Source organism: Almyronema sp., from assembly GCF_052168255.1.
GTDB classification, from domain to species: domain Bacteria; phylum Cyanobacteriota; class Cyanobacteriia; order Phormidesmidales; family Phormidesmidaceae; genus Sphaerothrix; species Sphaerothrix epifaneia.
The window spans coordinates 131,698-157,428 of record NZ_JBQLZL010000074.1 but is presented as its reverse complement, the minus strand read 5'-3'; the positions used below and the strand labels follow the sequence as shown (position 1 = coordinate 157,428).

The 25,731-nt window shown below is 50.2% G+C and carries 24 protein-coding genes; 12 read left to right on the top strand and 12 right to left on the bottom strand.

From position 1 onward, the window contains the following. Positions 1-649: 649 nt before the first annotated feature. The 4 genes from ACTS3T_RS17085 to ACTS3T_RS17070 all read left to right on the top strand — a co-directional run bounded on the left by ACTS3T_RS17085 (position 650) and on the right by ACTS3T_RS17070 (position 5,564). Positions 650-2,659, top strand: a complete 2,010-nt coding sequence (locus tag ACTS3T_RS17085) for a hypothetical protein (RefSeq protein WP_377964691.1) — start codon at positions 650-652, stop codon at positions 2,657-2,659. 123 nt (positions 2,660-2,782) lie between these two features. Beyond that, positions 2,783-3,778: a ligase-associated DNA damage response exonuclease gene (locus tag ACTS3T_RS17080; protein WP_377964693.1), complete on the top strand. Its 996-nt coding sequence runs from the start codon at positions 2,783-2,785 to the stop codon at positions 3,776-3,778. Between the two features lie 53 nt (positions 3,779-3,831). Beyond that, the gene (locus tag ACTS3T_RS17075) at positions 3,832-4,176 is read left to right on the top strand and encodes a hypothetical protein (RefSeq protein WP_377964695.1); all 345 of its coding nucleotides are present in this window, start codon (positions 3,832-3,834) and stop codon (positions 4,174-4,176) included. Between the two features lie 47 nt (positions 4,177-4,223). Continuing rightward, a complete protein-coding gene (locus ACTS3T_RS17070; RefSeq protein WP_377964697.1) occupies positions 4,224-5,564 on the top strand; it encodes a glycoside hydrolase family 15 protein in 1,341 nt (446 codons plus the stop codon). Here the strand turns inward: ACTS3T_RS17070 and gghA are convergent. The 3 genes from gghA to petC all read right to left on the bottom strand — a co-directional run bounded on the left by gghA (position 5,554) and on the right by petC (position 10,004). Next, a complete protein-coding gene (gene gghA, locus ACTS3T_RS17065) occupies positions 5,554-8,142 on the bottom strand; it encodes a glucosylglycerol hydrolase (protein ID WP_377964699.1) in 2,589 nt (862 codons plus the stop codon). The two genes, ACTS3T_RS17070 and gghA, sit on opposite strands and share 11 nt — an antisense overlap. A 253-nt stretch (positions 8,143-8,395) precedes the next feature. Beyond that, entirely contained in the window at positions 8,396-9,385 is a 990-nt protein-coding gene (gene petA, locus ACTS3T_RS17060) for a cytochrome f (RefSeq protein ID WP_377964701.1), read from the bottom strand. A 76-nt stretch (positions 9,386-9,461) separates the two neighbouring features. Continuing rightward, the gene (petC, locus tag ACTS3T_RS17055; protein ID WP_377964703.1) at positions 9,462-10,004 is read right to left on the bottom strand and encodes a cytochrome b6-f complex iron-sulfur subunit; all 543 of its coding nucleotides are present in this window, start codon (positions 10,002-10,004) and stop codon (positions 9,462-9,464) included. Positions 10,005-10,505: 501 nt separating this feature from the next. Between petC and ACTS3T_RS17050 the strand changes: the two genes are divergently transcribed. From ACTS3T_RS17050 to ACTS3T_RS17040, 3 genes are all read left to right on the top strand, one after another. Next, positions 10,506-10,823 (top strand): DUF3067 family protein, encoded by a 318-nt coding sequence (locus tag ACTS3T_RS17050; protein ID WP_377964705.1) that lies wholly within the window; start codon positions 10,506-10,508, stop codon positions 10,821-10,823. A 29-nt stretch (positions 10,824-10,852) separates the two neighbouring features. Continuing rightward, positions 10,853-13,375 (top strand): glycosyltransferase family 39 protein, encoded by a 2,523-nt coding sequence (locus ACTS3T_RS17045; RefSeq protein ID WP_377964707.1) that lies wholly within the window; start codon positions 10,853-10,855, stop codon positions 13,373-13,375. A 533-nt stretch (positions 13,376-13,908) separates the two neighbouring features. Further along, the gene (locus tag ACTS3T_RS17040; RefSeq protein ID WP_377964709.1) at positions 13,909-14,901 is read left to right on the top strand and encodes a ribose-phosphate pyrophosphokinase; all 993 of its coding nucleotides are present in this window, start codon (positions 13,909-13,911) and stop codon (positions 14,899-14,901) included. A 90-nt stretch (positions 14,902-14,991) separates the two neighbouring features. Here ACTS3T_RS17040 and ACTS3T_RS17035 read toward each other — a convergent pair whose 3' ends face one another. From ACTS3T_RS17035 to ACTS3T_RS17025, 3 genes are all read right to left on the bottom strand, one after another. After that, the gene (locus ACTS3T_RS17035) at positions 14,992-15,444 is read right to left on the bottom strand and encodes a DUF3531 family protein (RefSeq protein WP_377964711.1); all 453 of its coding nucleotides are present in this window, start codon (positions 15,442-15,444) and stop codon (positions 14,992-14,994) included. Between the two features lie 140 nt (positions 15,445-15,584). Then, complete coding sequence (locus ACTS3T_RS17030) at positions 15,585-16,535, bottom strand: Sll0314/Alr1548 family TPR repeat-containing protein (RefSeq protein ID WP_377964713.1); 951 nt, start codon at positions 16,533-16,535, stop codon at positions 15,585-15,587. Between the two features lie 373 nt (positions 16,536-16,908). Then, entirely contained in the window at positions 16,909-17,112 is a 204-nt protein-coding gene (locus ACTS3T_RS17025; protein WP_377964715.1) for a hypothetical protein, read from the bottom strand. A gap of 146 nt (positions 17,113-17,258) precedes the next feature. Between ACTS3T_RS17025 and gloB the strand changes: the two genes are divergently transcribed. The 3 genes from gloB to dnaB all read left to right on the top strand — a co-directional run bounded on the left by gloB (position 17,259) and on the right by dnaB (position 20,028). Then, positions 17,259-18,032 carry a hydroxyacylglutathione hydrolase gene (gloB, locus tag ACTS3T_RS17020; protein ID WP_377964717.1) on the top strand — a complete coding sequence of 258 codons (774 nt, stop codon included), beginning with the start codon at positions 17,259-17,261 and terminating at the stop codon, positions 18,030-18,032. 59 nt (positions 18,033-18,091) lie between these two features. After that, positions 18,092-18,550 (top strand): 50S ribosomal protein L9, encoded by a 459-nt coding sequence (gene rplI / locus ACTS3T_RS17015; protein ID WP_377964719.1) that lies wholly within the window; start codon positions 18,092-18,094, stop codon positions 18,548-18,550. 128 nt (positions 18,551-18,678) lie between these two features. Then, positions 18,679-20,028 (top strand): replicative DNA helicase, encoded by a 1,350-nt coding sequence (gene dnaB, locus ACTS3T_RS17010; protein WP_377964721.1) that lies wholly within the window; start codon positions 18,679-18,681, stop codon positions 20,026-20,028. Positions 20,029-20,063: 35 nt separating this feature from the next. Here the strand turns inward: dnaB and ACTS3T_RS17005 are convergent, their stop codons facing one another. After that, entirely contained in the window at positions 20,064-20,684 is a 621-nt protein-coding gene (locus ACTS3T_RS17005) for an exopolysaccharide biosynthesis protein (RefSeq protein ID WP_377964723.1), read from the bottom strand. A gap of 177 nt (positions 20,685-20,861) precedes the next feature. Between ACTS3T_RS17005 and ACTS3T_RS17000 the strand changes: the two genes are divergently transcribed. After that, positions 20,862-21,407 carry a hypothetical protein gene (locus tag ACTS3T_RS17000; RefSeq protein WP_462935275.1) on the top strand — a complete coding sequence of 182 codons (546 nt, stop codon included), beginning with the start codon at positions 20,862-20,864 and terminating at the stop codon, positions 21,405-21,407. 3 nt (positions 21,408-21,410) lie between these two features. Here the strand turns inward: ACTS3T_RS17000 and ACTS3T_RS16995 are convergent, their stop codons facing one another. Both ACTS3T_RS16995 and ACTS3T_RS16990 read right to left on the bottom strand, forming a co-directional pair. Beyond that, complete coding sequence (locus ACTS3T_RS16995) at positions 21,411-21,965, bottom strand: DUF1499 domain-containing protein (protein WP_377964727.1); 555 nt, start codon at positions 21,963-21,965, stop codon at positions 21,411-21,413. A gap of 172 nt (positions 21,966-22,137) precedes the next feature. Then, positions 22,138-22,815 (bottom strand): hypothetical protein, encoded by a 678-nt coding sequence (locus ACTS3T_RS16990; RefSeq protein WP_377964729.1) that lies wholly within the window; start codon positions 22,813-22,815, stop codon positions 22,138-22,140. 326 nt (positions 22,816-23,141) lie between these two features. On the opposite strand from ACTS3T_RS16990, the gene ACTS3T_RS16985 reads away from it, so the two are divergent. Further along, on the top strand, positions 23,142-23,516 hold the full coding sequence (locus ACTS3T_RS16985) for a DUF6464 family protein (RefSeq protein ID WP_377964731.1): 375 nt from the start codon (positions 23,142-23,144) through the stop codon (positions 23,514-23,516). On the opposite strand, the gene fmt is transcribed toward ACTS3T_RS16985, so the two are convergent. The 3 genes from fmt to ACTS3T_RS16970 form a co-directional block, all read right to left on the bottom strand. After that, on the bottom strand, positions 23,480-24,499 hold the full coding sequence (gene fmt / locus ACTS3T_RS16980) for a methionyl-tRNA formyltransferase (RefSeq protein ID WP_377964733.1): 1,020 nt from the start codon (positions 24,497-24,499) through the stop codon (positions 23,480-23,482). The genes ACTS3T_RS16985 and fmt overlap by 37 nt on opposite strands. A gap of 72 nt (positions 24,500-24,571) precedes the next feature. Continuing rightward, the gene (locus ACTS3T_RS16975) at positions 24,572-25,399 is read right to left on the bottom strand and encodes a cyanophycinase (protein ID WP_377964735.1); all 828 of its coding nucleotides are present in this window, start codon (positions 25,397-25,399) and stop codon (positions 24,572-24,574) included. A gap of 57 nt (positions 25,400-25,456) precedes the next feature. Beyond that, complete coding sequence (locus tag ACTS3T_RS16970; protein ID WP_377964947.1) at positions 25,457-25,645, bottom strand: CPXCG motif-containing cysteine-rich protein; 189 nt, start codon at positions 25,643-25,645, stop codon at positions 25,457-25,459. Positions 25,646-25,731 lie beyond the last annotated feature (86 nt).

The window sequence follows — 25,731 nt, the reverse complement described above, 5'->3', positions numbered from 1 at the left end:
TTGGACTGCCACAGCTTAATGGCTGAGTTTAGGACAATAAGCGATCGGCGTCAATAGTGACTTTTTGCTGCAGAGAGTAGGGTGAGCCATACCCGCTCTGCCTCAACTCGACCCGACCAGCAGGCGGTAGACAGGCTGAAGCGGCTATCAAATTTTAGGCTAGGGTAGGCGATCGCCCGCTTCAAAGTCTTATGGTTTGGCTGAGCCAGCTCTCAAGCGACCCAGTCAGATAGCGCTATGGGTTTTGGCGTGAGTTCGCGATCGCCCAGCCTGCTTTAGCACAGCAGAGCCAATAGGCAAAACGCGATCGCACGCAGGTATTTTCAGGGAGGTGCAGAGATCACCGAGCCGACAGACGAGTCAAGCACCGACATCGTTAAACTGATTCCAGCATCGATAAGTTGCCAAAGAATCAGCGATTTTGCCGAAGGGTTGGCGGATTACCCGCTGATTTGAAACGGTTAAACTATAGACAAATACCTAGCTTAAGTCTCAATTTATACGCAAAACGACTTAAGTAAGTAAGTGAACCTGTCTATAGTGAAAATCTCAGGCCATGTTTAGAAACGCGCTTTTTCCAAAACAGGTTCAGAAAAACGGTCTATCTGTTTTGACTCAGGGGGTAAGTGTTTCAGTAAACCGCTGGCTAATGGCTGGTAGCATTGGTTCAATGGCGATGCTCATGGTTCAACCTGCGATCGCCCAAGTACCCATCACCAGCCTGAATGCAACCTATCAAAACGGCACTAGCAGCACCTATAGCACCACAGTCGCCGACCCTTGCAATACCAGCAGTTATTCTTCCGGTTGTGGCAGCGCCATCACTTTAGAATTTGGCGCAGGCAGCACTGACGATTTGGCTGTCACAGGCTTTCAGGCAGGTAGTCAAAGCTTTTCTTTAATTCAACTGGCTGACCAACTCAAGTTTCAGCGAATTGATGGCAATGGAGCCGTTGGAGAGCGACAACTTGTCTTTTTTGAAACAGTAGGCAGTAGCAACCAGCAAATTCGTTCTACTTACGTCGATGATATGACGACTGCCATGCTGAGTCGGATTTCTAATCGGGGGATTGACAACGCCTTTTCAAATGACAATAGCGTTGCGAGTAACAACGTTGAGCGGATTGACTACATTGTTTCATCCGGTTTATCGGTTCCTAGCGCCAATTTAGGCGATATTGGCTTTTTAATTTTGGAGCGCGGCGGTAACGATCCCTTTAAAATTGCTGCGATTACGGCTCTAGATAGCAATGGTAACCCCAGCGCTTTTGGCCAGGTTGTTTCTGTTGATAGTTCAGTTTGGGGCTACAGCGGCTACAACATTCGAACCGCCGTCATGCGCCGAGAAGAAAGCGAAACTAACTTTAGACCCTCTCATTTGGTTTCTTCTCAACCCGTTGACGGCGTTTATATTTCGGTATCAGATTTGGGCGTAGCGGCTAATCAAAAAATATACGGATATGCTTTGTTTCCAAACGACATTTCGAGTAGCCTCACCAACAACGACCTGGTTAACCTGACTAATTTCCCCACCACCACGTCTGGGGCTTCAGGCGAAGGTGGTCTTGATTTAGTGGCAGGGGGCGGCATTTATTTAAGAAATGGCACTTTACGCCCACCCACGCTTGATTTAGACGGCGATGATAGCTCTGGCAAAACGGGTCGCGATTATCAGTCTGTCTATACGCTAGGTGGCGCAGCCATTGCCATTGCCGACACCGATACCCTCCCTGCCGATAGTGATAGCACCGAGCTACAAAGCGCAACGATTGTTCTTACCAATGCTCGCCCTGGCGATCAACTCACTATCGATCTCAGCAGCTTACCCAGTGGGGTTGCACTCGATCCTAGCTCAACAGCTACCCAGATCAGGTTGCAAGGTTTAGCCAGCCTAGCCGACTATGCAGCGGCTATTGAGTTAGTTCGGTTTGAGACGACGGCTGCTGATATGAGCGATCGCATTTTGAACGTTAAGGTAACCGACGATACCGGGCTAGCCAGCAACGAGGCAATTAGCACCCTCAAGATAGCAGCGGCGAGCAGCGGCGAACCTAAGGTTCTTTTAGTCAAGCGAATTACGGCCATCAACGGGGATCACAACACGCTTGAGGGGGATGCTTTAGACGGCTATGTCAATGAAAGTGGTTATCCTAGCGATAACGCCAGCAACCCTTGGCCTACCCCAATCGAAAGCTATTTACTCGGCGGCATTGACGGGGGCAGCGTCATGCCAGGAGACGAAATAGAGTACACCATCTACTTTCTTTCTAACGGGGAGGTCAATGCCGAGAATGTGTTGCTTTGTGACTACATCCCCACCCATACTACGTTTGTTCCCCAAGCCTTTAACCAAAGCTTTAGCGCTGATCCTAGCGGTTTGCCGACAGGCGATCGCGGTATTGTCCTCAGCCAGGGGAACCAAACAGTTGCGCTCACGAACCTAGCTGACGGCGACGGCGGCCACTATTTTCCACCCGGCATTGACCCTGCCACGACCTTTCCAGGCATTGACTGCGAGGGAGATGGTAATAGTCACAACCGCAATATCAACGGCGCAGTTGTGATCGATTTGGGCACGTTACCTTATGCAACCTCTGTTTCACCCGCCCCCGCCCCTGCCTCTTATGGGTTTGTGCGATTTCGAGGACGCGTGAAATAGAGAGGCTCGCTTCAGGACACCCGGAAAAAGCATTAAAAGCATTAGGATAAACTAAGCCTCTCATCGCTGGCTTGCGTCGTTTTGGCCTCAGCTTTAGAGGGGGGCACCCCTCAACGAAAGGCTATGTCGTCTTTAATTACGGTTCGTCCAGAAGGGCTTTACTGCGAACCCGGTAACTTTTATGTTGATCCTTGGCAAGCGGTAGAGACGGCGTTAGTTACCCATGCCCACGCCGACCATGCCCACGCCGGGTCTAGCCGTTACGTGGCCACCCAAGTTTCAGCAGAGGTATTCAAAAAGCGCCTAGGGACACACATCCGGTTTGAAGGCGTACAGTACGGCGAAAAGCTCAAGTTTGGCGACACTTGGGTATCGTTTCATGCCGCAGGGCATGTCTTAGGTTCAGCCCAGGTCCGCATTGAACACAAAGACGAAGTTTGGGTGATTTCGGGCGATTACAAGCGCAATGCTGACCCCACCACTGAACCGTTTGAAGTTGTGGCCTGCGATACGTTTATCACTGAAGCCACGTTTGGCCTGCCCATTTACCACTGGCAGACAGGGCCAGAAACGGTTCAACAGATTTACCAGTGGTGGCAGTCGGATCGCGATCGCGCTTCAATTTTGTTTTGCTATGCCTTTGGCAAGGCTCAACGGGTGCTGGCAGAGTTGGCTCAGTTGACTGAACGCCCGGTTTACGTTCATGGGGCGATCGAAACCCTCAACGAAATTTACCGAGCGCAGGGGGTGGCGATGTTGCCAACTATTCCTACGGCTGACATGCCTCGCGACTATGCCTATGCCGGAGATTTGGTGCTTTCTCCCCCGTCTGGTCATCGCTCTACTTGGATGAAACGTTTTAAACAACCGCAAACAGCTTTTGCTTCTGGCTGGATGGCGGTACGCGGGGCGCGGCGGCGGCGGGGATATGAGCGGGGTTTTGTGTTGTCTGATCATGCCGATTGGCCAGGTCTAATTGAGACGATTTTGCAAACGGGGGCACAGACTGTGTATGTTACACACGGTCAAAATGAAGTGTTAGCCCGCTATTTGCGAGAAACTTATCAGCTAAAAGCGCTGCCGCTAAAAACCCTCTTTGAGGGAGAGGGCGATATCTAGCCTTTTCTTAAAATAGACGTATAGGACTGCTGCCAAGCCAGCCGGAGGGAAGGATGAAAAATGCGATCGCGGCTAAAAACTTTTGTCAGTTGCAGCGGTGTGTTTTAGGGCTGGGTTTAGCAGCCGTGGGTATTGCCTATCCAGCACGGGCACAATCTTTATCACCCATCGTGCCACCGTCAGGAGAAAGCATTCCGCCTGAGGTCATTAACGGGTTATTTTCGCCGACTAGGGCTGAGCGATTTTTTGAAACCGGGTACGAGCAGATCGAAACGGATGCGCGTCGCTTGTTGCGGGAACCGCCATCGGAGCCACTGCTAACGGTCGAGCCAGAACTGCTACAGCCACCTACAGAACAATTGCTCGATCAGCCTCACCTAGATTCTGAAACTCGCTAAAAGCGTCTTTGCCCCGTTCCAAGACGTGAGTTGTTTTCAGGGTTGATATGATCTTTCACAACGAAAGACTGTTAGATTTTGTCCAGTTTGAATATCAGGCTGAAACCCTGCGATCGCTTCAAACCTTTCTGCAAGGCCAGGGCGTTTTTCAATTGCCGATTTTGGCCAATGGTCTGTTTCCAGCGGCAGCAGTATCAGCAACAACGGCCTACACTGGCTATGCCAGCGTTTGGGTAAGAGACAATGTTTATCTGGCCTATAGCCATTACATTAGGGGGCAAACGGCGATCGCTGTCAAAACCGCCCAAGGCTTGATGCGTTACTTTCAAAAGCACCGCTGGCGCTTTGAAAAAATTATCAACCATCAAGCTGATCCCAATGATGTCATGCAGCGGCCTCATGTTCGCTTTAACGGCCAAACGCTGACAGAAATTGACCAACCCTGGCAGCATGCCCAAAATGACGCTTTGGGCTATTTTCTCTGGTTTTATAGTTTGTTGGTTAACGCCAATGCGATCGCTCTCCAACCCTCAGACCTAGAAGTTTTAGCCCTATTCGCCCTTTATTTTGAAGCGATTGCTTACTGGCAAGATCTCGATAGCGGCCATTGGGAAGAAGCGCGCAAAATTTCTGCCACTAGCATCGGAACGGTGGTTGCCGCCTTAAACGCCTTTCGATCTATTTGGCAACGCTGGCAAACCAACGTTGGTGGGGTGAATCCTGCTTTAAGCGTTGCCACTCTGGATAGTTTAATTGCCAAAGGTGAGACGGCTTTAGCGGCGATTTTGCCCGCAGAGTGCATTCAGCCAGCCCCTCAAGGCAGACGCTATGACGCGGCGCTGCTCTTTTTAATCTATCCTTTGCAGATAGTTTCAGACGCAATGGCCGACGAAATTTTAGCGGCGGTAATTACCCATTTGCAGGGCAACTATGGCGTGCGGCGCTATCTAAACGATTCTTTTTGGTGCCGAAATTACCAAGACCTACCCGAAAATATTCGCACTACCCTTTCGCGCGATCGCGAACAGTGGCTCAGCCAACAAGGTCGGCGCTTAACCCTTGGTGAAGAGGCGCAGTGGTGTCTTTTTGATCCAATACTTTCAGCCATTTTTGGCCTTAAGTTTCAGCGCGATCGCCAACCCCAATGGCGACAACAGCAAACCCACTACTTCAACCGCGCCTTGGGGCAGTTGACCGGGGATGACTGTCCCCAAGGGGCGCTAAAATGCCCGGAGCTTTATTACCTGCAAAACGGCCAGTACATTGCTAACGATGCGACACCGTTGTTGTGGACGCAGGCTAATTTGCAAATCGCCTTTGCCTTGCTGCAACAAAGCCTAGAAGCTTCGCCCCCAAAGATCCCTTTTAGCCCCCCACCTACGGAATAAAGATAGGGGCACTAGACGATAGCTCTAGACTTCTAGCGATCGCAGCTGAGGCTACCTCTTCGTCGGCAGTCGTTTGAACCACAGGCTCTAGCAGAATACCCTGACCATCGCTCAGGACAAACGCACGCAGATCTTTGAGGTCTTGCTGATGCAGTTCTGGCGAGGCGATCGCAACCTGCCACTGTGCCATATCTAGCTGTAACCAATCCCCTGGGGTCACTTCCATCGGTTCGCCCCCCATGTGGGCAATCATCACAACCTGCTGGGGCGGACGATTAGCAGACGGATGCGGTTCAATCCGAATACCGTAGAAGATCGTTCGCGCGTCGTCACTAATGCGATTAAAGCGATCGCGTCCGGTCAAATTTTCGTGCAGCCAGGGATGCTGCCGCCGATATTCGCGCAGTTGCCAGCTAAATTGACTCACAGCCGGATCAATTTTTCCGGCATAGCGGCTCACGTTGCACATATCATGGCCATCTTCCATAAAGGCCATGGCAAACGCCTTCAGCTTAGGCACATCCAACGTCGCTAAAAACCGAGGTAAGCCAGGTTCATTTAGCTCTTCTAAAACTGGCACTTCGCAAACTTCATCAGAGTTGCCCAGACAATGCTGGCAAATTTCCGCCACGGCGGTGAGGTCGTAGTTAGTCTCAATCATGGCTAAGCGGAGGGCTTGGGCAAAGTCGCGTAGCTGATCAAAATCGTTAAACCCCAGCTTTTTCAACCGCGCAAAGGCATCTGGCTGGTCATACATGGCTGGCTCAATTTCCCAGTCCAAAAAGCTGACTTCTTCAGAAACGACTTTGACTCCATATCGATCGTCTGTATTACGAAAGAAACCCCACGGGGTACCGATCAGCGCATTTAAGAAATCCATCGGTAATCCAGGACAAAACCCATGTACCCAAACCTGAGTCGCAGGATTGTTATAAGCCTTGTGCAAAACTTGGGGAAGCGTTTTGCCTAGATTCCAGTTAATGGCTTCGCTGGTTTCAACCTGATTGCCTCGCCGCACTGTGTCATGGTTACCACAGCCTGTAATCCAGTGATCGCCTTGAAAAATCACTTCACAGACGCGCCGCCACTTGCGATCCCAAAAACCTTGCAAAGTAGGGGTGTTATGAGCAAAAATCAGCGGCCCCCACTGATAAGATTCTGGCTTTAGCTCAATCAGTTCTCGGTAAGTCGAGATTTCTTCCCAGCCCGCTTGAGGCCAAGGGCGACCGTCTTCAAAAATCGTAAACATCAGCCGCCGACAGCCATTAATTTCTTGTACGACATCGCTCATCGCCAGCAAGTAAGCGTCATCTTGCTCGACGATGCCCGTTAAAGGATTGAAAAAGCGAAAGTCTTGGCCACCATCTACTCGAATACCATCGGCACCCGTGTTGAGCTTGCGCCGCTGCATCTCTAAAAGAATCGCCCGAACCTGGGGGAGCTGATGGTTGAGGTCTTGGCCGTACATATTGGGGCCTTTGAAAAACTGCTGAGTTAGCAGCTCTAAAGATTGGTTGTCGGCGTGGCCGTAGACCAAGTCGTAAATAATTTTGATCGCCCCTGCCGAAAAATTGTGCAGCGTTGCAATGAAATCAACCAATTCATCAGGGCGCAAACTGCCAAGCACAGCCGGGTTGGTGGCGGCAGACCCTAAAATCGGGACGTCGTAGCCCCAGTTTTGCGTGTCTGGCTTGCGCAAAATGACTTTAAGCTCAGGGCTAGTATCCGCGTCATCATCGCTGGCTTCTACTGAGCTTTCTGGATGGATGGCAAAAAATTCGTGCTCGATGTTGTCGTCTTCACGACGATACTCAATTGTGGGTTCAATGGGCAGAAGCTGTACAGCGTCGAAGCCTGCATAGGTTTGCTCAAAAGGCGTCAACGGCGTTTGGTGAGCCAGCTTTTCCGAGATTTGCTGATAAATCCGCGTCAAACCTTCCAAGCTACCTTCTGGAGAAGCCGTTTTGACGTGAATTTGCAAAATATTGATGGGGTCAGCGACGCGGGGAATCGGCGCATCGGGTACCGAAGGCGGGGCAGATGTGCGCCGTAAGTAAGCCATGTCGGCGCGGTTGCGCTGCAGCCGTCGCATATCATAAAACTCGGCTGGGGCAAAAACGCCATAGGGCAAAGAATAGGCCAACGGATCACGAATGATATGAATCCGGTTTTCCGCATCCACATAGCGCAGCCAGTAAAAGGAACCTGCTTGCTCTCGCGTCCCCGGACGCATACCAGAAACAACAGCCCAAATAAACTCACCCTGTTTCATTACGGGCAGGCGATCGCGGCGAAAGCGAACTGCCTGTTCAGGTATCTTGAAATCGATCGGTTCTATGGGGGTAAAAACCTCTAGATCTAACTGGCTTTCGGATTGGATCACATCGCTAACGAGTTCAGGCGTCCAAAAGCCTAACTCAGCCAAGCCATCGCGGCGGTAATGCGCCCCTAGTCGCCGTGCTAGCTTTTGCCCTTTCGCAAAGTAGGTTTCGCTAGACTCTGCGATCGCCGCCGCCCAGCGCAGTAGGGTTTTGGTTTCGTCTTCAACTAGGTGAACTTTTTGACGTGTTTTGAGCACCGTAATCCTTCTGAAACAGCCAATGATGTGGGTTTGCAGCCAAACTCAAACAAGCCGTTGGTAGCTGCTTGCCTGCAACCAGCCTTGAGTCCGCATTCATCTTATATTCTCTAGTTTAGGCAGGCGATCGCCGCTACGGGAAAATTCACGATGATGTAACCCTGACGTGAAGCTTCAACCAAACCAATTTAAACCCAAAATGGGGATGAGACGCCTTCGCCCATCCCCACCCTTAATTTAGCTTTGTGCCTTTCTAGAAGGACATTTCGGCGGCTTGTACTTTCTCCACCTGCTTCTTCTTCAGCACCAGCATAATTTGTGAGAGCGTTACCGCTGCCAAAAAGGCCACCAAGCCTTTAATCCGATTAGGGCTTTGAAGCACGATTTCAGTCTCCACCTGTCCAAATCCGCCCATGTTGGGATTAGTGGTCAGCGCTTGACCAGCCGTGACTTCATCGCCTTCTGCTACCAGTAGCTCAGGCCCAACCGGAATCTGAGTGACAATGGCTTCACCCTCACTCGGCTGAATGGTAACGCTATAGCCGCCATCAGCCCCTGCTTCTACTTCAGTAACAGTGCCTGCTTTAGTGGCGTTATAAGCCGTATTGTTGCTGGATTGGCCATTGGGGTAAACCTGTCCGCGCCCACGGTTGCCGCCTACGTGAACAGAGTACTTGCCAAATTCAACGCCCTTGTCTTTGGCCGGGTCAGGAGACAGCACCGGAAATACAATTTCCTGATACTGTTCGCCTGGTAGCGGCCCAACAATCGTCCAGTTTGGATGTTCGTCGCTATAAGGCAAAAAGTAAGTATTGCCGACTTCTTCTTTGAGTTCTTCAGAAATCCGATCTGGAGGCGCAATGGTGAACCCTTCAGGCAGCATCAAAATCGCACCCACGTTGAGTCCGCCTTTACTGCCGTCGCCTAGCACCTGTTGCGTATCCAAGTCGTAGGGGATTTTGACGACAGCTTTAAACACGCTGTCGGGCAAAACTGCCTGGGGAACTTCAACATAGGTAGGCTTTTCAGCCAGGTGACAGTTGGCACAAACAATTTTGCCAGTCGCTTCACGCGGCACTTCGTAGTTTTGCTGTGCCCAGAAAGGATAAGCTGCGGCAGATTGGGGAAACGCTAAACCGCCTGTCAGCAAAACCGCAATAGCTGCGATCGCGATGAGACTTCCTCGCAAAACAGTTGGAGCTAGCTGACGCAGGCTAGGCACTAGTGAGAATTGAGTCTTCATTAGTTAAATATAGGAAAATCGAACAAGTCAATTGACGTAGAGCGAACTAAAACCTGATAGCGCAGAGCGCCTACCGCTAAGCCCACCAAGGATTTTCACCCGTGCGAAAATCTGTTTCAGTCCAGGGTGAAAGAACGACTTTGTCGTCTTCAGTCACATCTGCATGAGCCAATGCCAATGACAAAGGCGCGGGGCCGCGTACCACCTTGCCCGTAGCATCATACTGGGAGCCATGGCAGGGACAAATAAACTTGTTCTCGCTGGCATTCCAAGGCACAACACAGCCCAAGTGAGTGCAGATAGAGTTAATGCCGTAGCTCGCTAGCGCCCCATCTTCTTGAACCACCAGATAAGTTGGATCTCCCTTTAAGCCTTGAGCCAGGGTTCGGGAGCCAGCGCCGTGTTCTTCTAAGAACTCGCTGACAATAACATCGTTGCCCAGCGCATCCTTTGCGGTCACGCCGCCACCAGCCGCCCCGCTTGAAGGCGGAATAAAATACTTCACAATGGGATACAAAGCACCCAGAGCGGTACCCGTCACGGCACCAAACGTCAGGAGATTCATGAATTGACGGCGTCCCAGGTTAGGGACATCCGGAGTTCCAGAAGCTTGAGTCATGATTTAAGGCAAATAAACGTTCAGAACAAAATGTAGGTATCAAAACTCCAGGCCAAATCACTAGCCGAAGCAGCAAATCAATTTCAACTGTTTTGAGCACTGCTTGCCGATTGTCAGCACTACCCCACAGGTATACTCCGCTGATTTATGAGTGTCTGTGAAATAAGTTTGCAGATTTTCTACAGGTATTATTACATTTCGCTGCTCCCGCAAACATGCCATTCGCCGGAGTCTTGCCAAGTTTTTTGATGGTTTATGGCGCGTTTAGGCGGGCAGAGGCTTAAAAACGCTTTACAATAGGGCATTTCTGGTCACTATAGCGCCGTCCATCCAGCAGCGATAGACAAAGTCCACGGGCGCTAACCGGGCTAAAATTTCCCATCTTTGTAAAGCAATTTAAACAATTGAATGCTTTCTCACCTCTTGTTAGCTGCAGACTTGAACGGAGGGCTGATAAGGTTATTAGGCTGTTCTTGAGTGCGGCGTACTGCTAAATGAACTATGACAGGACAGGAGCTACAAGCGTTATTGCTGCAAAAATGGGGATATTCCTTTGATGTTCAGTTGCGCAAAGCTCAAGGCAAAGTTTTTTTTCAAGTAATGTGGCGCTATCTTGAGCAGGCTTCTTTCCCCATGGACGAAGCAGCGTATCTTGAACATCTAAACGCCATAGCCACCTACCTTGAAGAGTGGGGTAGCACAGCCTATATCCAGCAGTATATTGAGCAAACGCCAGAGCGTCCTCGCTTGGGTAAGGCCGTCAGCATTCCGATTGATTTGGGGATGCGAGCTTCAGAGTGGCTAATTGACGATTTTTAAGTAGTGGCTGACTGGTACTGATATAGACTATGCTATCTCGCTTTCGCCTCTCCCTTAGGCCCTGGCTGGTGCTGGGGTTGCTGTGGCTGTTGGTTGTTGTTGTCGATATTACCTGGTTGCGTCTAGACCAGGCTCCGCCAGCCTGGGATCAAGGTGATCACCTCAGCCGCGCCATGAACCACTGGCGAGTGCTACAACAGCCTCAGCTTTTTTCAGCGGCTTGGTGGCAAACGTTATGGCAACAGGCTCCAACTCAGCGAGGCCCGCTGATTTATTTGTTGACAGTTCCTTTGTTCTTTGGCTTTGGCCCAGGGGCAGATCAAGCGGTTGTCGTTAACTTGCTCCTAGCTGCAGTCATGCTGATCAGCATTTACTTGACGGGGCGGCGGCTGTTTTGTAGCCAGGTTGGGCTGTGGGCCGCAGGGCTAAGTTTGCTTTCCCCTACGCTGGCAGCTTTGCGGATTACCTATTTGCTGGACTTCGGTCTGGCGGCTGTGTTTGCTGTAGCGCTGATGAGCTTAACTTACTGGTGGACAGCCCCCACAGAGCGGCAACGATGGCGGTGGGTGCCCGTTTGGGGGGTAGCGCTGGGGCTAACTTTGTTGACCCGAACGTCGGGGTTGCTGTTTGTAATTCCGCCGCTGGTGTGGGCAGTGGGGGTGAGTGTGGGGCGGCGGCGCTGGCTGTGGCTGCTGCAAATTGTAATAGGTGGGGCGATCGCTGCCGTCGTTATCTGGCCGTGGTTAAGTACTAACTGGCTAACTATCGTCTCCACTACTTTTGGCGGTGCCCAGGCGGGGGTCATTTATCGCAAATCTCCTCAATTCAATACGCTAGCGGGCTGGCTGTTTTATCTACAAGTTTTGCCAGAGATTGTGTCTGCTCCAGTCTTGCTAGCAGCCTTAGGGGCTTGGTTAGTGGGGTTAGGGGCGATCGCTCGTGGCTACTGGCTTTCTGAGCCAGTAGAGCGCTCAAAACCTGCCAACCAAAAGCTATTTTTGGGCGCAACGCGTCAGGGTTGGCTATGGCTGCTGGCTTTTTTGCTCGGTATCTATTTATTAGGCACCTTCGGCCCCAACAAGCAGCCGCGAATTATCATTGCCTTTTTCCCCGCGATGGCGATTCTTTTGGCTCGTGGATTAACGCTGGGTCGTTCTCGCCCCTGGCAGGGGTTGCGGTGGGGAGCGGTGATGCTCTCGACGGGGCTTTTGCTGGCTAGAGCTTTTGCCTTACCAGATGCCAACTTACTTAAAGTAGCCAAGTGGCCGCCTTATCAAGGCGATCGCTGGCCGAATGCCGCTGTGATTGACGCGATTACCCGTGATATGCCTTATCTGCAATCAACCTTGGGGTTAGCGGTCAATACGTTTGCGATCAATCCGCAAAATATGGACTTTTATGGGGCGCTAGATCAGTTTCAAGTCAACGGTCGCCAACTTTCGTTTAGTTCCGAAACAGCCTTGCAAGATAGCCGCTACCTGAACTGGTATTTAACCAAAACTGGCGATCAGGGCAACTATGGCAGTATTGAAGCTGGGCAAGCCCGCCTCAAAGAAGCGCTAGAAACCGCTGATACGCTATCGGTTTTTCAGCGTTGGCAGCTTCCCGATCAGAGCGAACTGCGGTTATTGCGCCGCAAGTCTCCTCAGGTTCAGGTTCAACCCCTCAGCCAACCGCCAACTGCCGTTGAAGTGACGGCAGTTGACATAGCTGAAGCATTAACGCCAGGGCAGATTTTCCCGATTACTTATCAAATTATTGGCCCAGGGTTGGCATTGCAGGACGGGCTGCTGCTGCTGACTTGGCAACCCCTCAATGGAAACAACAGCGATCGCCCTGTTTGGATCAGCGATCACGCCATTGGCTTAGGGCAACTAAAAGTCGATCGCGATCAGGCCACTTCGGAGCAAAATTTTCAAGTAACAGAATATTTAGCCATACGCCCACCCGACGGCTTAGAGGCGGGGCGCTACCAGCTTCAAGCCCGTTATCTCAATCGGCGAACGGGTGAAAGCTGGGCGCTGAGCTTACCTACAGTCCAGGTTGATCTGCAAGCCAACCTGGCGGCTCCACCCCAATCGCCGCCGCTAGATCTCGTTACTGTGCTACGGCAGTTAGCCCTCGGTCTGCCGACTGGCGCGATTGATCCTGTCTTTGCCGAAGTTGGGCGCATCAATCAGTATGATGCCACCCAGGATTATCTCCGCCAGACAGAGCAAGCGATGACCTATCGGCTAGCACAAAGCCCCGATCGTTTGGACTGGCTCTACTCACTTTTACTGGCTCAAATATTGCAGCAAAAAGCACCTGAAGCGATCGCCACCCTAGAGATCATTACCCGCTTAAGCCCCGATAATCCTTACAATTGGGCTTACTTAGGCTTCGTTCATCTTTATAGCTGGCAGCCTTGGCAAGCCGATCGAGCGCTCAGCCGTGCCGAACAGCTTCAGCCCGATTTGCCCAATTTGCGCTTGCTACAGGCGATCGCAGCCGCCTTAAAACTCAATTTGCCTCGTACTATTAAACTGCTCAAGCTAGAAGGCGTTCTCTAAAATATTGTCAACGCTTTTGGGATATGACATTGGCAAACAAGCTGAAGCAATTTGCCCCTCACAGGCAATAAGCAAGCTGGTTAACCACAGCGTTCATTAGCCTTTAGGAGTTGTCGTCATCAAAGTTGAAGCACTTAAATTATCGAAAGTCTTTTACAGAAAACCTTGCCTTTTGCCTTCTGCAATTTTGCCTTCTGCCTTTAGCCGCATGTCTCGGTTAGCTTCTCGTTTAGCGCTTCAAAACTAACCCATTGCCGCAACTTTGTTGCCCACGGCTGATGTTAAGCCTTATTAAACTAATCTAAATACTCTATTAACCCCAGCTTCACCAAATGCGGTAATAAAAGCTACAATTGGTGAAATTAAATTTTGGGTTTAGTTTTTACCTGTTTTAATTCGTTTTGTTAAAGTCATTCACCGTACATCTACTGGTTTTAATACGCTGTTTCTAATCAGGGGCCTAGGAAAAATTTCTCAGAGACAATCTGAGTTAGGATGCTAGGATTTCCGTGAACACGCATTGAGGGCCTGTTGTGATTCGCTCTGCCACCCTATCACTTCAGACAGCACTTCCACAGATTGGTGACAATAACCGCCTGAAGCTATTCGCTGGATCTTCCAACGGAGAGCTTTCTCGTGAAGTGGCTCGTTATTTAGGCATTGACTTAGGACCGATGGTTCGTAAGCGCTTTGCCGATGGAGAACTTTACGTCCAAATTCAGGAATCTATTCGTGGGTGTGATGTTTATCTAATTCAACCCACCTGTTACCCGGTGAATGATCACCTAATGGAACTGCTGATCATGATAGACGCCTGCCGTCGGGCTTCTGCTCGTCAGATTACAGCGGTACTACCCTATTACGGCTATGCGCGAGCCGATCGCAAAACTGCTGGCCGCGAGTCAATTACGGCTAAATTAGTTGCTAACTTGATGACTCAAGCAGGCGCTAGTCGAGTTTTGGCCATGGATTTACATTCCGCCCAAATTCAGGGCTACTTTGATATCCCTTGTGACCATGTGTATGGCTCGCCCGTACTCATTGACTATCTCGCCAGCAAGAACCTGCCTGATCTCGTCGTTGTCTCGCCGGATGTAGGCGGGGTAGCGCGTGCCCGCGCGTTTGCCAAAAAGCTAGACGATGCGCCTTTAGCCATTATTGACAAGCGTCGCCAAGCCCACAACGTAGCCGAAGTGATGAACTTAATTGGTGATATTGAGGGCAAAACGGCGGTTCTAGTCGATGACATGATTGACACTGCCGGAACCATTTGTGAAGGGGCGCGTTTACTGCGTCAAGAAGGGGCACGACAGGTCTATGCTTGTGCCACCCATGCGGTTTTTTCGCCTCCGGCAGTAGAGCGCCTTTCTAGTGGTTTGTTTGAAGAAGTGATTGTGACTAATACCATTCCGGTTGCAGATGCCAAGCACTTTGAGCAGCTAACAGTTTTGTCGGTTGCCAATCTTATCGGTGAAGCTATTTGGCGTATTCACGAAGAAAGTTCGGTTAGCAGTATGTTCCGCTAGCCTAAATGACCTAAAACCCAAAACAGGTGCAAGCGCTCATGGGGCCTGCACCTGTTTTTTTATGCTTGAGGCAAAGTTGATGCGCTTTAGCTACATGTCTTCGTCGAAGAAGGCGGGTTGACCACTTCCTGGAATGGGCCAGTCTTCGTTTTCGCCGCCAATAATCAGCCGCTCTAGATGAACATAGTCTTTGCTAAACTGCTGCAAAGTATTGATCAAAACATCGAGGGCGATCGCATCAGTCGTGCCCAGATCAAACCAGCATCTAGCCCAAACCCCTTGAAACTGGACTTCGCCCATGTTGTGCATCACTGACATTAAAGCTTCATCTGCTGTTTCTGCTTCATAGTCGAGATAGCTAATGTCTAGCCCCGTTTCTTGCACTTGCAGATTTTCGGCATTAAATCCTCCCAGCTTGCCCATAAAAAACCAAGAATTGAAGACTTCTTCAATGTATTGGCACTCGATGGGAGAGGGGACTGTACTCAGCTCTAACCAAATCCAAAGATTAAAAAAATCACATTCTCGAAACTGAACCTGCATAGTTAATGCATACCTAAAAACGGAACGGCTGAAACAGAGCCGTCTCTCTCAGCGTGATTAGCATAACACTGCTCAAGCAATGTGCGATCGCGCGGTTGGCTAAGTTTCAGCCGTGAAGCGGCTAGAGATTTTGCCAAAGCCTACTCGAAGCTACCAGCAGCAAATTGAGTAGAGCATTCACTATTCGGAATGACATCAGCAACCTTGCAGTGTTCGTACTGCAACTGCAAAGCAATTTGCTCTGGCAACTGCTGTCGATAAGTTAGTGCTTTTTCATAGCTGGCTAAGCTCTCTTCTCGCTGGCCTAGCCGCGCATAAATCTGGCCTTGTAGACCTAGTAGTTCTGGGTTGTTGGCAGCCACTTCTAGAGCTTTATTGATCGCCGTTAAAGCTTCATCGTACTGCTTGAGATCTCGATAGGCGATCGCCAAGCCTCGCTGCGTTAGATAAGGTGGATAGCCGTAGCTTTCTAGCCGCTCAATGGCCTGTTGAGGATTGGCAAACGGTAAATTAACCGCTAACAGCAAATCCATATAGCCTTTTACCAGGTTGAGTTCTGGATCTGTACGCGAAATTCGCTCTGCTTGGTCTAAGTGGTTAAAGACCTGCTGCAACATAGAAAGTACGGTCGGCATACTGCGGACAGTTCCTTCAGTTTTGAGTAAGTGTGCGCCTTCTAAAAAGGTGCCGACAGCAGCGTACAAATGCCCTCGCAGGGGATCTACGGCAATCAGGGCATTAGCAGCCGTCTGGGTTTGCTCGGCTCTAGCCGCTAGCTCGTCTAAGTCACCATCTAGATACGCCAAAGAGGCAAGCATGGCTTGCACCATCGGTTCAGCGGCTTCCGTTTCTTCAGCAGCCATCAGATATTGCCGCGCTTCTACATAGTCACCGTCTCTAAAGAAAGCATAGAAGGCCGCTTCTGTTTGATCGCCAATATTGTGCGGATCCTCCGAGCGGAAAGGATCGGCGGCAAAAGCTGAACCGCTTGCTAGCCCTATCAAGGCTATGGTTGCAGCACTGGTGATGAAGCGACTTACCCCTTTGAAAACACGAGAATGAGAAACTTGGAAGCAGGTTATTGGTTTCATTGCGATGATGCGATGGCAAATAGTAAACAACCGCGAAATTAATGCAGTCCGGGTGCGACACTCGTTACCCCATGCAAGAACTGCCGCATAAAATGGACGAAATTGTAAGCTTCATCACAGTTTCTGTGACGCAGTTTTGTTAATCAGGTTCCGGGTAACCTGTATAGATTCTTCTATTGTGCCTCAAGGGGATCCGTACAAAAGCGCTCTTTCTGGGTGCGCGACCAAGCAGAGCAACCCAAAAACACCCAGGATCAAAGGCCAGACGTTTACAGTTTTAAAACTTTGCCTGTTCGTAGTTCGGCACCTTTAGCAAAACTTTTTGACGCCATTGTCCCTTTTGTCTTTAAACGTAAAGCTCTAAGCTCAACCGCTAATCAATTAAAGTGATTTTGCCTGTTTGAACCGCATCTAAAATTTGATTGATATGGCTGCGCTCAAGGGGGGTCATGGTTGTAATAGATAAAATCATAGAAGTGAGTTGCATATAGTCTTTACGGCTAATTCGGCCTGAGCTAGCAACCTTGTGAATTAGCTTAGCGATAGTAGAAGGCATTCCCTGAGCGTCTCGAACCATGTTCCGTTGAGATATCCTTGGCGCTTAGTTTGCCCTAAAAAGGATCTTGCTCAATCCGTACTTTCTCTGGTCTTAACAAGCGCTGGCATAGATAAAAAGCCGTTTTGACTTTTATGCTAAACAAAGCGGAGCTAAGGTTTTAGAGGATGCAAATTTACCGTCTGAATGCCCTTTCTGATAACTACATATTTCTCCTTCACGATCCCCAATCGGGGGATGCAGCCGTTGTTGATCCAGCCGAAGCAGACCCAGTTTTAGCTCAGCTAGCTCAGCTAAATGCCACGCTGACGACTATTTTTAATACGCATCATCATAGCGATCACGTTGGTGGTAATCGACAGCTCCTAGCCCACTATCCCAACGCTAAGGTATATGGCGGGGCGGTCGATCGCGGACGCATTCCGGAACAGCAGTTTTTCCTAGAAGCAGGCGATCGCGTTGAATTTGCCGGACGCCAAGCTGAGGTTTTCTTCGTTCCAGGGCATACGCGTGGCCATATTGCTTACTACTTTCCACCAATCGCTGCGGAAACGTGGGGCGAGCTATTTTGCGGGGATACGCTCTTTGCCGGTGGCTGCGGTCGCTTGTTTGAAGGTACCCCCGCGCAAATGGTGGCCTCTTTGACCCAACTGCGATCGCTGCCAGATACCACTCGAATTTGGTGTGCCCACGAATATACGCTGAAAAATTTACAATTTGCGCTTACCGTAGATGCCCAAAATCCAGTTCTACAGCAGCGATTTGCCCAGGTAAAATCAGCCCGACAGCAACAACAAGCGACAGTACCTTCAGACCTGGCAATAGAAAAACAAACCAATCCCTTTTTACGTTGGGATCAAACCGCTCTGCAACAGGCTGTAGGACTGCAAGACCCTGTTCGAACCTTTGCCCGCCTGCGAGGTCAAAAAGATCAGTTTTAGCATTTGCTAGAACCTAGCAAGCTTGGTAAGATTATAGACTGGGTTTAAAGTGGAGAACTATGGCGAAACGGGTACAAGTCGTTCTCAACGAGGACGTTAGAAAATTAGGCGGCGAAGGCGATTTAGTTGAAGTTGCCCCTGGTTACGCACGCAACTATCTCATTCCCCGTGGGCTGGCTGTCCGTACGACCCCTGGTGTGCTTAAGCAGGTAGAGCGGCGGCGAGAACAAGAGCGGCAACGACAGCTCGAAATTAAGCAAGAAGCTGAATCAATCAAAACTGCTCTGGCGACGATTGGCCTGTTTACCGTGAAAAAACAGGCGGGTGAGGGTGAGGCTATCTTTGGTACGGTTACCGCAGCCGAAGTAGCTGAAGAGATTCAAAAGATGACTAACAAAGAAGTCGATCGCCGCAACATTACCCTGCCTGACATCAACAAGCTGGGTGAGTACAGAGTTGAGGTGAAGCTACATCCTGAAGTGACTGCTACGCTCAATCTGCGGGTTGTGCCCCAGTAAGCTGATTGACGGAGTCTAGCCACTAGCCTCGATCAGCGGTCAAAAAATGTTGAAGATCATCCCCAATGGGATTCATCTGTTCGTTATGGTAAGGGCGGGGTTATCCTCGCCCTTATTGATTTGAAACTATGGTTCAGGAACTGAATTTCCAGCCGACAAGCGATCGCCTGCCGCCGCAAAATATCGACGCTGAAGAAGCCATTTTAGGCGGTATTCTTTTAGACCCAGAGGCGTTGAGTCGCATCAACGAAATTTTACAGCCAGAAGCCTTTTATATCGAAGCTCACCGAGACATTTATCGAGCGGCTTTAGATCTCCAAAGTCGAGGACGCCCCACCGACTTGATGAGTTTGACTACCTGGCTTAAAGACCAAAATAAGCTGGAAAAAGTCGGCGGGCAGGGTCGTTTAGCTCAGCTTGTCGATCGGGTCATCACCGCTGCCAACATCGACCAGTATGCCACGCTGGTGATGGAAAAATATATGCGGCGTAAGCTGATTCAGACAGGCGGCGAAATTATTCAACTGGGCTATACCACCAGTGCACCTGTCGAAACCATCTTAGACCAGGCAGAGCAAAAGCTCTTTGGCGTCACGCAAGAGCGCCCCCAGCAGGGATTAACCTCAACGGGCGACATTCTCACAGCTACCTTTTCAGATATTGAGCAGCGATCGCTTGGGCTAACCACACCTGGAATTGCCTGTGGCTTTTATGACTTAGATGCCATGACCCAGGGTTTTCAGCGCTCAGATCTAATTATTGCCGCAGGTCGTCCTTCAATGGGCAAGACCAGCTTTGTTTTGAATATTGCCCGCAACATTGCTGGGATGCACCAGCTACCAGTCGCTATTTTTAGCCTAGAGATGTCAAAGTCTCAGTTGGTTTATCGCCTGCTTTCTAGCGAAGTGCAAATTGAAAGTGGTCGTCTGCGGGCGGGTCGTGTGGCTCAAACCGAGTGGGAACCGCTAGGCCATGCCATTAGCTCCCTGTCTCAACTCCCTGTTTTTATTGACGACACGCCCAATATTTCGGTCACAGAAATGCGATCGAAGGCACGCCGATTGCAAGCAGAAAGTGGCGGCGTTTTGGGGTTGGTTTTGATTGATTATTTACAGCTAATGGAAGGCAGCGGTAACGAAAACCGGGTACAAGAACTTTCAAAAGTTACGCGATCGCTCAAAGGACTGGCTCGTGAATTAAGCGTACCTGTAATTGCCCTGTCTCAGCTCAGCCGTGGCGTCGAATCTCGCACCAACAAACGCCCCATGATGTCTGATTTGCGGGAATCTGGTGCGATCGAGCAAGATGCAGACCTAATCATGATGCTCTATCGCGAAGAGTATTACGATCCAGATACGCCCGATCGCGGTATTGCTGAGGTCATTGTTACCAAACATCGAAATGGGCCAACCGGGACGATCAAGCTTTTGTTTAAGCCGGAATATACCAAGTTTTTAAACCTCTCTTCTCAGCCCTGATGTCGTTTGCCCTTTGCTCTGGGTTTAATCTGCGTTTAGAAAATAGCGTTGCGAATTAGCTCAATGCCAGCTTTAACCGCCTCATAGCCAAATAGCAAGATTAAAGAAGTTAGGGTTAGACCCATTACACACATGACCAAGCCGCCAAGACTAATGGCACCATCATCATCAAGCAGACCAAATCCGGTGACAAAAATGCCCATCGCTGGCAGGGTATTGGTACCGGGGATAGGAATCATCATAGAAATAGCCATCAGTGCGATCGCACAGCCAATGACCGTGCGACCGGGCAAACTGGTGCAGATATAGCTGAGTCGAGGCCGCGAAATAGCTTCAATCCGCTGCAACCAGGGTATTCCCGCTTTGAGGATACTTTGTACCTGCTTTAGCTCAAACTGATGCTTGTTCCAGCTAGTCGGAAACCAAGGACGTTCGCGACCGATAATGAGCTGAACTGCCAGTACAAATAAGACAATGCCAAAGGGAACTGAGTAGCCCGGTGCTGGCAGCGGCAAAGCTGAAGGAATCGACAGCAGCACAAATAAAAAGCCGAAAGTTCGTTCTCCGGCCAGTTCTAAAATATCTTGAAGCGTGACTTTAGGGGCGCGTTCTGCTTGAAAGAAAAAGCGATTCAGCTCTACAGAGAGTCTGGCCATATAGATTTACAAAAACCCAGAATAAAGATTACTATCACACAATTGCTGGCTCCTCGCTTAGCGAATAGCGGCGCGGCGCTAGGGTAGATAGTTCAGTGGTTTCGCTAGACTCTAGCAAATTATTTATAGGCTTTCATAGCGGATCTAGGCGATCTTCACCACAAATTTGTACAGGTTATGACTGCGATCGCCCGCTATATGGTTTGCCTCTTTTTGCCAGCTAGTTTGGGGCTAGTGGCTAAAGCATTTGTGGCTGAGCTGATCTCTGAGCGCGTGTTAGCGCTGGCCTTGCTGCTTTTGTCAGTTGAGCAAGCGCGTATGGCGGTTGTGGATTTAGAGCAGATTGCCGCCGTTAGCCAGAAAGCAAAGCCACCACCTCGTTTGCAATGGTTTCGGCAAGTAACCCTGATCACGATTGCCCTCGAACTGCTGGGTTTTTATATCGCCTGGGTGAACTTAGGAATCGGAACCCTTTTAGTTTTGCTGAGCCAGATAGGGTTTAACCTGCTAGCTGGCATTCAGATAGACCTGACGCAGCCTGTGATGCTACAGCCTTATGGCATCAGGCAACGCTGGCTGGTGCTGATGGCCGATAGTATTGGCTTGCTGTTGGTGAGCCTTTGGTGCTTTGAGATTGCGCCTTTGGAGACGGCTTTAGCTCTGTTTGTGATGGTTTGCGGGTATGGTGTCTTCAAGTATGGTTCGCTATTTTTGCCGCATTAGGGCTTAAACGCCCAAATCTTTTAGGGCTAGTCGAATTTGTTCTAGGCGTCGCCGATTGACGCCTAAATCTGATTCGCCCAGACGAGCCGCCGATCGCAGATGAATGATGTTTTCATCAGCGGGCAAATAGAATTCGCCATCGTCTACAAATCCTAACAGCCGACTTTGCGCTTCAAAGCGAATGTAGTCTTCAGTTTGGGCAACTACCGTCGCACCTGGGACAACGCTTAGAACGTCTAAAAGGGCTTTGCGGGCGGTTTCGCGATCGCTTTGATAAGTAAAGGGGGCGATCGCGTGGGTGTCGTCGGCCTGCTGGCTGACCACACAATTAGGAGAAGCCGGACAAGCGGCCAACTGTCCTTGGTCGTCAACGCCGAGGTTGTCAGGTGAGGCACCGCGAAAAACGCCCTCTAAACCGGGTAACACCATCACCACCGGGGACAGGGGCGAAGCAGTAGCCGGAAAAACGAACCATAAACTAACCAGCCAAAGGCAGCTAGCCAGAACAAGCGATAGAAAATAGCGCATTCTCAGGGTTACTCGGTTGATCTCTGCCATCCTATACCAGTTTGGTGACAACGGGTTTAGCGGCTAACGCCATTGCCCCTGGCATCGCTGACCTAACTTATGCGATCGCCCCCAAACTGACCCGTAAAAAAGCAATTTAAGCCAAGCTTTGCGATTAACAAGCTGATAGTATTGGCCGATTGACTGTGTCAAACGGCATTAGTTAAAGATTCTCTTCGTCAAATCCTTCTGGAATTTCGATAGCTTCTAACTCTGTTTGATCAATCGCTTCGACGGCTGCTTCAACGGCGCTAGAAGTTGAATTGACAACAGCTTCTTGGGCAATCGCTTCGGCAGCAAATCGGTCAGAAGCATGACAAATAACTGGCAAAGCCGCGCCTTTTAGCCCCTTTGAAATACGCGAGGGCGTTTCTGGAAACACTACAAACAAGGGATGTGGCGTATCGGCTCCTTCACTGAGTAAGTGTTTGTATTTGAGCGGAAATAGCCATTCGTAGCCTTTGTCTAACAAAATTTGAGTCTGTCGCCAGCGACCAAGCAAGTCAGAAAAATCTTCATGCGGGCGATGAATAAATAGGCAGATTTCCATCCCTGTTTTGATTTTCCATTCAGGATCGCACATCAAAAAGACCACGTCGCAAGGCAGCTGTAAGACAGCATCTACAGACGTGTAAGCCGTTTGAGCCTGTTGCGCTGGCAGCGGTTGCGGTTGTCGAATTCGAGCTGTCGGCAAAGGAATGGCAATAATACTCTCGGCTGGGCGGCGAATGCTCGGCAGCGTTTCTAGGTAGGGGCGATACTGCTTGAGCAACTCAATTGCTCCTGCATAATGACTGCATTCGGCCAGTAGAGATTCGTAATAGACTTTATTAACCGACATGGCGCGATCGCATTTTTAACTAACTCAGAACTTAGGGTTGTTTAGCTTGCTTAACTGCCTGCAAAAGGTTAAATAGGCTAAATGAGCACTAACTTTCTGGACTCAAACATTTTTGAAATTGTAACGAACCTTTGCCGCAACCGGAGAGCGGTTATCACTATAGCCACTAAGGTTGAGACACTCAAATTGCTGAAAGCGGCTGATAGAAAACCTTTCATTCTGCCTTCTGCCTTTAGCTTTTTGCCTTTGGCTATAGCTTTCAGCCTTTGGCTATAGTGTTAAGGCTACCCAAATAGATCACCTGCCATACTGGTATCGTCGAGATTATGGAGCAAGATTTACTACCTACGGAATTAATTCTCAATCATTCTCAGCAATCTCTGGGTAACGTTTATCTCGACTGGATGCCTCAACCGGGTGCGCATATTGATTTTGACGGCCAAACCTACGCCGTTATGGAGCGCCGTCATCGCTACTGCCTCAAGGCTAACCGCTATCATCTCAGCAAAATTCATCTCTATGTGCAATCAACCAAATCCCCTGAAGAAACCAGTTTGGTGGGCGATCGCTGGGTGATTGGCGATATCAGTTGCCGTTACAATGCGGCTTCAGAACTGCTGCGCTGCGCGGTTAATCCTGATGGCCCTTGCCAGGGTTGCGGTGATTATGAAGCGGCCTCGCCCAATAGGTCTCCGACCTGAAGACGGCTGCCGTTGGCGAAGTCTGCCCCTGACTGCGATCGCTTGCCGCTGGGTTTCACTTCACTGAGCAATAGTAAACCGTCTGCCGTCGCCACAACTGGGCCATAAGCTTTGAGAAGGCTGACAATTTCTCCGGGTTTGGCATGAGTAGCGATCGCGGCTGAGGTGAGTTCTGGCGTAATTTGAGCCAGTCCGGCTAGCGACTCCGGCCACTGGGTTTTGTCGAATTCTCCTAACGGTAGGGTAGCCGTAATTTTCAAAGCTTCGCCGCGAAACTGAGTTGTACAGTTGGGGTAAAATCCGCGGATCTGGTTGTGCAAGGCGATCGCTGATTTTGACCAGTTCAGGGTATAGTCTGCTTTTTGAATAAGCGGCGCATAGGTCGCCTGGGCGTCTGGCTGGGGGGTGGGCGTTACAGCGCCTTGATTGAGCTGATTTAAGGTATCTACTAGTAATTCAGCGCTGAGAGATGACAGCGTTTTAGCCAGATCTAAGGCCGTATCTAGCAACCCAATCGGCACAGCCGCTTTCAGCAGCATGGGGCCAGTGTCCATACCCGCATCCATTAGCATGGTGGTGACCCCCGTTTCGGTTTCGCCATGATAGAGGCTCCACTGAATAGGGGCAGCCCCTCGGTAAGCGGGCAGTAGCGACCCGTGGGCATTAACGCAGCCCAAGCGAGGAATTTCTAAAATGGCCTGAGACAGAATCTGGCCGTAAGCTACCACCACAAAGGCATCAGCGGCGATCGCTCGTAGCTGTTCAATCACTTCAGGCGATCGCTTAATTCGCGCTGGTTGTAGCACTAGGCAGTCAGCTTCAGTGGCCACCCTCTTAACCGGAGACGGGGTGACCTGCTTGCCCCGGCCTCGGCGCTTGTCCGGTTGGGTGACAACCGCCATCACCTCAAAATCAGGATGCAGCAGCAAGCGCTCTAGGCTGGGAACTGCAAATTGGGGCGTACCGAAAAAAACAATGCGCATATCTGCTTAAACTCCAGCCATTCATACAGCAGTTTCAGCTTAATTGCCCCATAACGCAAGCCAACTCTGAGCCTATGGCACCAGGCTACCTTCGGGGACGCTGGGCTGACGGGTTTTGAGGTTGAAGCGATAGCCGTGGGGCAAGATATGCAGCTTGACGCCAAAAACTGCCATTGCTTCATCTTTTAGCAATCGCGAAAGGTTGTTGTGACTGGTTTCTGACTCATCCACTACGGTGACAGCTCCGGCACCAATCACTTCTAAATCATCCCCTTGCACCACAACCGCCGTATTTTCATCAATTCCTAACCCTAAAACATGGGGTTCTAACAGTAGCGCTGTCAGCAAACGACCAAGACGACCGCGCTGGGCAAAATGCTGATCGACTAAAACCTGGCTCAAAAAGCCCATGCCCTTGCTCATTTCTACGGCGTTAAGGTAGGGATGGGTTGTCGAATCGCCTTCGGCAATCATCACCTCAGACATGATTGCCGCCCCCGCACTGGTGCCGCCCACAACAATACCCTCTCGATGCCGCTTGTGTAGTAAGTCTTCTAAGAGCGAATCTTGAACTACGCGGATGACTCTGGATTGATCGCCGCCCGTAAAAAAGACCCCTGTGGCATCGGCCACGATTTCTAGCAGTTGGGGACTATTGGCATCATCGGGTTCTTCGGTATGCACAATATCAACCGCCGCCGCACCTAAATGAGAAAAAACCCGGTCATACTCTATGCCAGCCTCTTGGGGATAAGCAGTGGCCGCCGTTAGTACGGCAATGTGGGCATCTATGCCGCCTGCAAGTCTGACAAATTCTCGCAAAATGGTACAGTTTTCGTGCTTATCTTCTGCCCCGCCAATGATGACGAGAGGGCCTTTAGATTCAATAGATTCAGACATATCGGCAATGTTCAGAGGGGCTAACTGGCGGCTGGCGGCGATCGCTGGGCTTACTTTTTATTCTTCGTACTCGGTAGCAATCTCAATGTCAGCCGTTTCTGCGTCAATAGAAATATAGAGAATGTTGGGACGGCAGCAAACCTGACAATCTTCAACATAAGACTGAAGACGACCAGCGCTTAGATCCACAAACGTGAGATTGGGTTCGCCGCAGTAAGCACAAAAGAATTCAGCCGTGTTTTGCATGGTTTTGCCTAGATATTTTGGCGCAAGTAGACCCGTTTGTCGCCAACGGCCATTGGCTGAGGTTTTGCCTCCAGCATTTATCATGG